Source organism: Mycoplasma sp. 2045 (assembly GCF_024582715.1).
In the GTDB taxonomy this organism is placed as follows: domain Bacteria; phylum Bacillota_I; class Bacilli_A; order Mycoplasmatales; family Metamycoplasmataceae; genus Mycoplasmopsis.
This window is the reverse complement of the sequence record NZ_CP102083.1, coordinates 457,309-469,946: the sequence shown is the minus strand read 5'-3', so window position 1 is coordinate 469,946 and position 12,638 is coordinate 457,309. Positions and strand designations below refer to the sequence as shown.

Below are 12,638 nucleotides of genomic sequence, written 5' to 3'. Positions count from 1 at the left end.
TCATTACAGTAATTATGAGATTTATTAATTAACATTTTTATTTATAAATATTTATTAATTCTTGTTAATTAATTAAAAAATGCTTATTTTAATGATTAAAAATAAAAACATTATAATTTGCCTATGAAAAAAATTAAAAGAAAATTATTTTGTGCAATTACCCCATTATCGGTTATTCCTACAGCATTGCTAGCTTCATGTGCGAAAAAAACAAAAGATCCTTGAATAAATAAGACAAATTCAACAAATTTAACTGAATTACAAAATAGTTCATCAAAAATTAAATTATTAAATCCAGAAGTTGCTCCAGAAGCTGATTTTAGAGATTTTTATGCTGATTTAAAAGACTCGGCAGATAATTCATATCCAACGGTTGTTCTTTCCAGAAACGCATCACAAGTATTTTTATCATCATTTATGCAAATTGTTGGTCATTTAAACGCAGCCAACAATGAAAAGCAACCTTACAACGATGTTGTTTATTTAATTGATCAAGATGTTTGGGACATTGACAAAACTAATGAAAATTCAGAAAGTCAAAGGTTTAATTTTAAGTATTTATTAAACAAATTTACACCTGTACTAAATACTAAAACAGGTGAAATGAATGTTAAAGATGGAAAATTATTGGTTTTAGACAACTTGAAATATGCAACTAACAACCAAGAGGATAAAGCTTATTCAACAATACCAACAACTTTAGAAGAATTAACAACTTATTTACAACCATATCTAGAAGCTGGAATTGATAAATTTGATTTCTACATACCTGATGTATCTTTAATAGCTTTATCCGATGAAGATCGCACTGTTGTAAGAGATTGAATTTTTAAACATGCCAATAAAATAGTTATTTTAAGTGACGGTAATTCTCAACCTTATGATTTTATTGAGAGTTATTATTTAAATTTTGCTCTAAAAGCAGGTAAAACATATACTCAAGCAGAATTGCTTAAACACTGAAATGATTTACAAGCAGATGAATATATTAAAATGCCTATTGATTGTCGTTATTTCTTCACTTTACAAGAGAAAGTTAAAATTTACAACTTAGAAAACACATACATTAATGCTTTTAATCAAAGATTAGAAAATGCAGGTAAAGCTTGAGCTAAATTAAACATTCAGTCATATCCAATTAATCCATTTATGTATAAGGATTACATACAATTTGCCGAAAACATTGATTATCAAGGCGATTTTGAACGATTAAATCAAATTTATGGCAAGAGCTTTTTAGATCTTATTGTTGAAGGCAAAAACAATTATTCTGCAAACAAAAAGAATTTAATCTTTATGGGATCTTCATTATTTAAAAAAAATGAGATAGGCTGAAGATTAAATCAAAATGAAAATGCTTACAATGAAGTCAAAGCTTATTTCGCCAAAATTAAAGAGTTATATCCTGCAGATCAATATAATTACTTCTTTAAATTGCATCCAAGTTATAGTGCTCAAGATGCTGTTGAATACATTAAATTGCTCGTTGGCGAAGATGAATATTCTAATACAATTACATTAAATCCTACAATTGCTTGAGAAAATATGTTGGCAATTGATTATCGCAACATTGAAAAAGGTACATCAGTATTATTTGATCAAAATAATAATTCAAGAACTCAATTATATGGTTTACAAGGTACAACAACAGTGCTTTTAACCACAATGACATTCCTAAAACAAACATTCGGTTGAGATTTAGAAAAAATGAAAAGCTTTGTCGATATACAAAACTTCCCATTAGCAAATACCTTTAACATTTTATCTCGTGATACTTATTACATTGACCACAAAAAAGGTTATCAAGCTAACATTGCTAAAATGGAACAAGTTTATAAATACTTTGTTGACACTGATGCTTTCTATCCGAAAAATGAATGAATTGATATAGATACTTTTCTTACAAAAACCAATGTTAATTAACGTAAAAAACCTATAAAAAAACAAAATTGTCTAAACTACGACACAAAATATGGACAAAACCGTATTTTGTGTTTTTCATATTAAGGGGCGATTATGAAACAACTAAAACAAGAATAATGACTAGAACTTTTTTTCAGATTATGATGATTATAAAAAGGGCTTAATGTCAAAAAAGATTTTGAAAACAATTTTGTTTTTTTGTCAATTCCCATTGAACACAAAAGTAAATTTATTATAAATTACAATTTGTCCAAAATAAATGATTTAGATTTAGTTATTAAACACATGTTAAAAATAAAATTGAACAACAATAAATAGCACATTCAGACCATTGTTTCCAATATTTAACTAAAGATTATTTGCAAACAATATCTAAAAATAATGGCGTTGTTTCAATGGGAGAGTTGGCAACTCGTCATACAACAGAGAAGCAGAATATTTATTTTCCATTTTAAAATCTGAATGTTTAAAACTAATTTATGTAACCGAGATAATTTTTGATGATCTTAGCAAAATAATTAATTAGTTTATTTTTTGATACTTTAATGAAAGTATTCAATCAAAATTAGATTGAAAAACACCTTCCCGACAACATTTAGGTGCTATTATGTCTAATTAACACTTCTATCCACCTTTAGTGTGTCTGTTTATTTATTTTGTTTAGAATTTTCACAAGAGGCAACAAATTCCACAAGAATTAACGTCATATCTGAAATTGATTTAATTTTCAAAAAAGTTTGAATTTTTTTATAATTCTCTTAGTAATTCTGATACAATTGACACTTATATTACACACATATATATATATATATATATATATAGAATAGGAGATATGTATGAAAAATAAAGCATTAAAAAGGAGCCTTTTAATTGTTCCTGCATCAGTACCATTAGCAGGACTTGTTTTGACTCTTTCATCGACTACAAGCTCAACCAATGTGACAAGTAAAACTACTTCAGGCACTAATTGAACTTTTGATAAAGTTAATATTGATTTACAGGATAATCTTTGAAAGAACTATAATTCACTTCCAACTTCAAATCATAATGCCAGATATGCACCATATAGATATATAAATATTTTTAATTCAAACGGTAATCAGAATTTCAACGACACCAATGCTAATTGACAATATCGAGCAGTTGGAGATTCATGATTTAGATTATTTGATGCCTCAAATCCAGGTTTTCCAAACAACGTAAATGTTTCCGATTGAACAGGTACTAATTATGCAACAGAAAGTGGAACACTTTATTCATGACAAGTAGATGGTTTTAGAGATAAAAGTGTAGATCATGGACCGTGATGAAATGGAAATGGATATAATGCAAGCACTGATACCAAAAGATTTAAAATAGGTTACAACTTAGTTAATAAACCATTACATGGTTCTGCAACTCAAGGTGCGCAATCAACATTCTATACAGGAGCATTTTATTTTTCAAATGATATGAAAATAGCAAGTGATATTAAAATTCACTTGTATATTAAAGTTGATGATAGAAATAATTCAAATGTTTTACAACAAAAAACTTATACTATCAAATTAAAAGAAGAAAAAAATGCTAACTTATCTGATTATGATATTTCACCTTGAATTGGAAAAGTGCAAAAAGTAAATAAAGATCCTCTTCGTGCTTCTCAATCTGGAGATACTTTAGAAGCATGATTAACTAATTATGCATACTTGCCTTATTACAAAAATATTCCAACAGCATATACAAATGGATTGAGTGCTGATTTGCTTAGTCAAAAAAGAACTTGAGACAATTATAGATCTTCAGAAAAACATAATGGAATGTATGATATTTTAGTATCTACTCCAACCAATATGTCAGATATTAGATCAAGAGGATTTCAATTATCAAATAATAGTGGTTCATATGTAAATTTTGGTTTATTCCAAAAAAATCTTATTAATAATGATAGACCAGCTGACATTATATATAACAATCAAGGTGGTTTATTTGTCTTCAATATTGAAATGGATAAAAAGCTTGATTATTTAGTTGCCGGAGCAGTAGCAGAAGTAGAATTTGAGCCATATAATGATGTGGCTAACGCAAGCACTACAACATTTTTTGGTAATACCGATTCATCAACAACCAATAAATCTTTCTTTGGATCAGCTGAATATCGTCAAAAAGATGATGACGATAATCAAAGAATTGTTTCTGGATTTTGAAAAATAGCTGATAGATCTGAATCTCAACGTAAAAAATTCTATACTTTAGAACTTGTTGATTCAGAACTTGGTTCTGATCTTTATGATCCTAAGAGTGATGCATTTCCCGAAACGACTTTAAGAATTACTGAAAATGGAAATTCAAATATTAATTATGAGATTAATAAAGATGGAATTAATAGAAACAAAAAAACAATTAGTACCAAAAGTGTTTATCAAGATACAAAAGCAGTAAATAGTAAAAATTCTTTACTTTTAACAAGTACAATTAATAGTAGAGATGCTAAAAAATGAAAAGTTAAAAATGGTAGTTCATTAACCGCTAGCCCATTACCATCAAGTAGATTTGATAGTGATGGAATTGAATTCAATTCAATCACTTATACATATACTGATCTTGAATTAGCTAAGAAATATGTGGATAATAAACAATGATTAAATAAAGGTCAAAAAGATTATTTAAAAATGGTATTAGATAATGAATCAGGATTTGAGGCAAATAAGCAATATTCAGATAATAAGATTTTAACTGACTGAAAAACTAAAATTGATACTCTTGATAAACAACAAGAAGCAATTGAAAAAAAATACAAAGAAATTCGTGATTTTCCTTTAAGTAATAATGTTTATGATTCAGAATACAATGCAAATATAACTAACAAAATCATTTATGCTTTAGCTACAAAATCATCTAAAGATAATTTAGATTCAATAATAAATAGAAATATTAACAAAATTAATTTCCGTTCAACTGAATACAATACTGAATCTGGTGCAATTGATAGAACTACTTCTACAGAATATTCAATTTCTACTCCAAGTGGTGCATCATATAATAGTTTAAAAAGTTCAATGGATTCAGTCTACAATGCACTTAATAATTATTTAACTTCTGTAATAAATAGTGGTAAAACTGAAATTGAAAAATATTTTGCAAAATTAGCACAATATCCAATTACTGAACAAAATTCTTCAACTTATAGTGGAAATTATAATAAAGCTAAAAACCTTATTATCAATACAATTAAAGCTCAAGTTAAAAACCTTAGTTTAAAAAGCCAACTAAATCCATTTGTTAATTTAGATGCTACAAACGAGCAAATTAAAGCAATTATTGAGTTAATTAGTAAAGTTAATAAATTAAATAAAGACAAAAATTCAGTTAAGTCACAAATTGAAACTTATAAACAATCACAAAATGACTTTAATAATTTAGGTTCTTTTGAATTTGCAAGTTCTACAAGTCAGATTGATTTAGAAGCTCTTGATGCATTTGATAAAAACTTAACAAATGCTCCTGATAAAACTATTCAAAATATTTTTGAATCAACTGCTACTCTTACTAAGTTTTATAATGATAATAATGAAATTTTTACTAAACAATGAATAGAAAAAGCAAAAGGTCTTGACGGTGCAATTAATGAATTTAATACCGAAATAGATAAATTTAACTATTTAAACAAAAATCAAAAAACAAGTGCTAAAAATGATTTAAAAAGTGCTTTAAGTACATTCAATATTTTTTCTTATAATGAAAATACAGTCAAACTTATTTTAAATAATGAATTTATTAAAAAAATAAATAACCAAATGGCTAGTGCTTTTGTGACTGCAAAAGAAGAAGCTAAAACTCAAATTTCAGCATTAAATAAATTAACGGATGATGAAAAAACTCAAGTTAAACAAGAAATAGATAATGCCACTCTTTACAAAGACAATTATGATGAAAATAAACCATTTATTGACAAAATTTTAATAGGTTCAGATAAAAACATTAAAGCAATTGTTGATAAATGAACTGAAAGAGCTAGAATTAAAGACTATACTGCTACTTTTGATTATCCAAATAAAAATATTGAACCTACAACTGCTGACAAAAGTTTAGTTTCTCAACTAAGTATTTCTCCTGATGCAAACGGTTTAGAAACTAAAGTTATTTCTATTAGCGGTAATGATGACACCGGAACTTTAACCGTTACTTATAAAATAGTAAAAACAAGTGATAAAACTAATGTTTATACTCAAAATAAAACCTATGATATTACAGGTTTTGCTAATGAGCAAAATAGAGTTGATAAACTAAATGCTACTCCAGATTATAAAGATGTGAGTGAAAAACCAAATATTCAAGCTTCAGCTGTTGTAAAAAGAGATAATAATACTGAAGATATTAATTGAGTATTACCAACAAAAACACAAATTTATTCAGGTAGTGTTAGATATCTTGGTTATAACGATATAGACGGTAAAATTAAAATTGCATATAAATTGCAATCAACTGTTAATGAAAGTGCAATTTCTAGTGAAAAAACTGCAGAAATTACTGGTTTTGAAACAGAAGCTACTAGATTAAATAATTTAGTCAAACAAGACACAGATACTAATCAAAATACAATTCTTAACATCACTGCAGACCCTATTAAACGTGCTTCAGATTCATCTTTAAATACTGATTACACAATTGCTTTAGCAGATAATTATGGAACTACTAATCAAGTTGAATTAACTGATTTATCATCTCCTACACCAAATGATACTGATGGTTCAGTTTCATATACATATAAATTAAAAACTACAAGAACTATAAAAGATTTAGTAACAATTGCTGAAGAAGCAGCTAATAACAATAATGATATTTATAGTAATGTTTCAGCGTCACAAACTAGAACTGGCTTTTTAACTCAAGCTGAATATGAACAAAATCAAAAAGATGCAGCCAAAAAAGCAATTGATAATCATCAATACTTAAACGATGCACAAAAAACAGCACTTAAAAATAAAATTGATCAAGCTAATCTAGATCAATTAGATAAAATTGCGCAAAATGCAAGCGATTTAAATGATGCAATGAAAGCTTACAACGATGCAACTAATAATATTGAAACAATTAAAAAAGGCACAGATTATACTCAAGCAGATGCAGATAATAAGAGTGCTTTAGATAATGCAGTAAGTCAACAAAAAACTGATGTTGATAAAACACAAGGATCTGATTTATCATTAGAAGAAGTTAAAAAGAGAAATAAAGCAATTCAAGATGCAATTAGTAATTTAAATGGTGATGAAAAATTACAAGAAGCTAAAGATGAAGCGATTAGAAAAATTAATTCTGATTATTCATCATTAACTGATAAACAAAAAGAAAAAGCAATTGCTTTAATTAATGAACAAACAACAATTGATGGTGTTACTAGTCAAGATGCAACTAATAGTGAATTAAATTCTTCAATGAAAACCTTGCGTGATTACATAGCAGATCAAGATACTGTAACAGCAAGCAATGATTATATTTACACAACAAATGATTTAAGAGCTGCTTATGATGGTAATCCTGCTAAAAATAATAATCAAAAAGGTGGAGTGATTAAAGAAGCAGAAGATTTAGTAGCTACTTTAAATACTGGAAATAATTCTGATTTAATGAATAAAGAAACAATTGATGCTTTAAACAAAAAAATTAAAGGCGCAATTGATGCTTTAAATGGACAAGAACGTTATGATGAAGAATTAGCAAGATTAAATGGTTTATCTCTTGCTCTAGCTAAAGTTAAAGATGCAAAACAAGCTACAGATACAGCAAGTGAAATTGACACTAATGAGGTTGAATTTATTTCTTCAACTATGCCTGACAATGTAACTCCAGTTGATTTACTTATTTCAAATCCAAATGAATTAACAGGTAAATTAGACTTAAGTTACAAATATCAATCAACTAAAGAAAATCTTGAAAATGTTAAATCAACCAAAGTTTATACATTAAATAACAATAATGTGTTAAGCACTTTAACTGAACAAGAAAGAGTGGACGCTATTTTAGCTGATTCAAACATTCCATTTACTATTAATGAAAATGATACTAACGCAATTAACAGAAATCAATTGCCAAGTGAAGTTGCTAAAGAAGCTATTAAAGCGTTTAACAACCCGGCAGACTTAAATGTTGAAGGTTATTTAAACAGCATTGAATTATCACCAAACAATGACAATGGTACATTAGATATAAAATTCAAAATTGCTTCAACCAAAGCAATATTGAATTCAAATAATGATCCACAAAATCCAGTAGTTGTTTCAACTAACACAAGAACAATTACTTTAACAGGCTTTAAAACAACTTTACAAGTTGAAAAAGAAAAAGTTGCCCAATACATTAATAACAATGTTCCTGAAGAACAAAAACAAGCTTTATTAGATGAATTAGCAAACGCTAATACTCTTGATGAAGTAGCTAAAGTTCAACTTAAAGCAGAAATTGAAAAAGCTATTGCAGATGCAACAAATAATTACCCTTATTTAAACAACAATCAATTAGATGCTTATAAAGCAGATTTAAAATCAGCTACTTCAACTGAAGCAATTCAAGCTCGTAGCACAACAGCGAACACATTAAATGCTAAAATGAAAGAATTAAGTGATGCTGTTAAAGCTGAATTAACTGCTTTAACCAATAAAGTTGTTGAAGATAATCAAAACAACGATGCTAAAACAGCCATTGTTTATACTTTAGCAGATGCTGATAAAAAAGAAGCTTATGATAATGCTTTATTAGCAGCTCAAGAATTACTTAATAAAACTAATGGTGCTAACTCAGAATTGAGTGCTGTTGAAACAGTATTAAGCAATTTACAAACTGCTTATGGTCAATTAAATGGTGATCAAAACCAAAATGCATTAAACGAAAGAATTGATGCTTTAAACAATTTAACTGATGATCAAAAAGCACAATTAAAACAAAATATTGCTAATGCCGACGCTCAAGCAGATGCTGAAACTATTGTAGAAGCAGCAGAAACATTAGATGCCAAAATTGCCGATACCAAAGAACAATTAGGCGAATTAAATAATTACAAAAACAATGATGTTTATAAATTAGATAAAGAAAATAAAGACGCTTACGATACAGCACTTGAAAATCTTCAAAATGCTTTAGATGAATTAAGCAACAAAGACTTAACTTCTGTAAGTGTTGATGATCTTAACAGCGAAGCTACTACTTTAGACACAGAAGTAAGTGAAGCAAATCAAGCTAAAGACCTATTAGATGGTATTAGAAGTGATCTTAAAGATAAATTAAATAATTTTGATAACTTAACTCCTGCCAACAAGCAAGCGTTAATCAATTTAATTAATGCCGATGACAAAGAGTTAAGTACTGAAAAAGTGACTGATTATCTAAACCAAGCATTAAACTTAGCTAAAACTAACGTTAATAAAGAAATAGACAAATTAACACATTTAACACCAGCAGAAAAACAAGCTTATAAAGAAGCTGTTAATGAGGCTGAATTAAATACAACAGATGGCGAAAAATATGACAAAAATATTAATGACATTTTGATCCAAGCTAAAGCCGATGATGAAGCCAAAAAAGCTTTAATTAAGGCTATTAATGACAAGCAATATTTAAATGATGCTCAAAAGGCAGCTTTAATTGACAAAGTTTATAAAACTCCATTAGCTGAACTTAATGAATTTGAAAATGATGCCACATCATTAGATGATGCAATGAAAACATATAGCGAAATTGCCTCTGTCGATAAAGATAGCATCAAATATAAAGAAGCATTTGAAGATAGACAAGCTGAATACAACAATCAAATTACTAATCGTGACAATGCTTTAAATAAAGTTGATGGTGCTAATTTATCATTAGACCAAGTTAATAAAGCAATTGAAAAATTAAATAAAGCAATCAACGATTTAAATGGTGAAGAAAGATTACAAAGAGCTAAAAATGAAGCGATTGCTAAAATCACTGGTGATAATCCAACTTACACTGATTTAACAGATGCTCAAAAAGCAGCTTTAATTGACAAAATCAATGCCCAAACATCAATTGCTGATGTTAATGCAGTCGATGCTAAGAACAAGCAAATTAACGATTTAACCAAAATGCTTAAAGACAATATTAATGGTGAAAGTGGCATTAAAGAATCAATTCACTACACCGGTTCAGAACATGATGTAAAAGGCAATTACGATGAAGCCATTGAAGCAGCTAAAGAATTATTAGCTAAATTAAATGAGCCAAATTCTGATACTAATAATATTGTTGATTTAGATAGAATTAAAAACCAAAACCAAGCCGTTCATGATGCAATTGCTGCTTTAAATGGTGAACAAAACATTAAAAAACGTAGAGAAGAAGCTTTAGCTAAATTAGAAGAATTAGAACACATTAATAATTTACAAAAAGCAGGTTTAACTACTCAAATCGACAATGCAACATCACCAGAAGAAATTGACGAAATTGTTGCTAATGCAACTAACTTAAATGACCAAATGGGCTTATTGAAAGAGGAATTAGCAAATCAAGCGCCAGTTAAAGACACACCTAAATACTTAAACGCTGCTGAAGATCCTCGCAATAAATATGATGATTTATTAAATGAAGCTACATTTTTAGTTGACAAAGAAAACGGTGGTGCTCAACTAAGTCCAGAAGCAGTTACTAACTTAATTAATGACATTAAAGTTGCTGAACAAGCTCTAGATGGTAATGAGAAATTTGATGAAGTAAAACAACAAATTATTGCTGATATCGATGCTTTAGAACATTTAAATGATGCTCAAAAAGCAGCCCTTAAAGAATCATTAAATGAGAAAAAATTAATTGCCGACCTTAAACAAGTTGGTGAAGATGCTAAACTTCTTGATAACGCAATGGCAGAAATTAAAGCTAAAGCTCAAGAAATAGCTAATGATTTAGCACAAGAAGGTAATTATAAATATATAGCAGCAACTGAAGAACCAAAAATAAATTATGATAATGTTAAAGCCCAAGTTGATGCGTTAGTTGATCCTAGTGGTAATAACTTAAACTTAAAAGAAGTTCAAGACTTACAAAAAGCCTTAATAGCGGCTGAAAAAGCACTTGATGGAGAAACTAACTATGATTACTTTAGAAATAAAGCAATTGAAAAAATTCAAAATAATCCTAATTTAACAGATGAAGAAAAAACAGCCTTAATTGACCAATTAAATAATGTTCAATCTCCTAACAACGATGAAAGAATTACTAAAGAAGAATTTTTAAACAATTTAGACAAAATTGTTGATAAAGCAAAATTAATTGAAACAATTAAGAATGATGACAATTTAACTCCAGAACAAAAAGCAGACTTAATTGATGACATTGTTAATGCAGATTCAACACAAGCAAACTATGATGATGTGCTTGGTAAAATCAAAGCTAAAGAAGATGCATATAAAACATTAAATAATGATGATTCATTAACAGAAGACGATAAGGTTAAATTAAGCGAAAACATAGCTAACATTGAACCTAATAGTCCTAAATTTAATGAAGAGTTAAACAATGAAAAAATCAAACAAGATGCTATTAAAGAAATTAGAAACGATGACAATTTACCTGAAATAACAAAGAACAATTTAGCTAATGAAATTGCTGAATTAGAAAATAAACAAGCTAAACCAGCATTAAATTACCAAATTGATAAGGTTAAAGATAAACAAGAATTAATAGACCAAATCCAAGCTTCAAATCTACCAAATGAACAAAAAGAAGCTTTAATCGATGAAATAAATTCATTCAAGGGAAACGATGACAAAGCTCTAGTAATCCTTGATAAAATTCGTGATCAATTCAATAAATTGAAAGAAATTCAAGAAGATCCAAACTTAAGCCAAGAAGACAAAGCTCAATTAGTTGAAGATGTTTTAGCTAACGATCCAAAAGATGAAAAATACTATGAAATAGCTAAAAACATTAATAAGAAACAAGAAGCAATTGATCAAGTTAGACAAAATCCAAACTTGACACAAGAACAAAAAGATTCAATTTCTCAAAACATTAGAGAATTAGATGAAACAAGCGAAGAATTTACTAATAAATTAGACAATGAAAAAGCTAGATTAGACTTAATTGATCAATTACATCAAGAAGCTAAAGACAACAAAATTTCTGACGAAACCAGAGATAAATTAATTAGCGAAACACTCAATTTAGTTAATGATTCAAGCTTTGTAAATAACTTAAATAACATCAAAGCTGAAGACGAATTAATTCAACAAGTTAAAGCGAGCGACGTCCTTAATGACACAACCAAAGCAACATTAATCAATAACATTTTAGATAATAATGCTACAAGCACAGAATTTGATAATAAACACAATCAAATTACTCAATTATATGTTGATGCTGAAGAATTGGCTAAAGCTAAAAATGATTTAGTGGATTTAACCAAATCTAAGAAATTTGAAAAATTATCTAAAGATAAACAAGATGCAATTAATAAAGCAATTGCTGATTCAGATGAAATTTTAAATAATCTTAACTCTTATAACAATGAAGATGTGGTTAAACAAACAATTATTGATAAAAAATTAAAACAAGCATCACCAATCTTAATCTGACCATACTTTGTAGCTGCTTCATTTGTATCTTGATTAATTGGTATGTTAATCTTTGTATTTGGTAGAAAGAAAAAATAAGAAGTTAATTAACAATTAATAAACAATCAAAATCAATCAGTACTAGATAAAAATAGTGCTGATTTTTTTGTATTT

Annotated in this window: 2 protein-coding genes; both read left to right on the top strand. The window is 27.9% G+C overall.

The features are described 5' to 3' along the window. The first annotated feature begins 123 nt into the window (after nt 1-123). Nucleotides 124-1,923, top strand: a complete 1,800-nt coding sequence (locus tag NPA13_RS01820; protein ID WP_257088672.1) for a hypothetical protein — start codon at nt 124-126, stop codon at nt 1,921-1,923. An 836-nt stretch (nt 1,924-2,759) separates the two neighbouring features. Continuing rightward, the gene (locus tag NPA13_RS01815) at nt 2,760-12,563 is read left to right on the top strand and encodes a lipoprotein 17-related variable surface protein (protein ID WP_257088670.1); all 9,804 of its coding nucleotides are present in this window, start codon (nt 2,760-2,762) and stop codon (nt 12,561-12,563) included. Nucleotides 12,564-12,638: the final 75 nt, after the last annotated feature.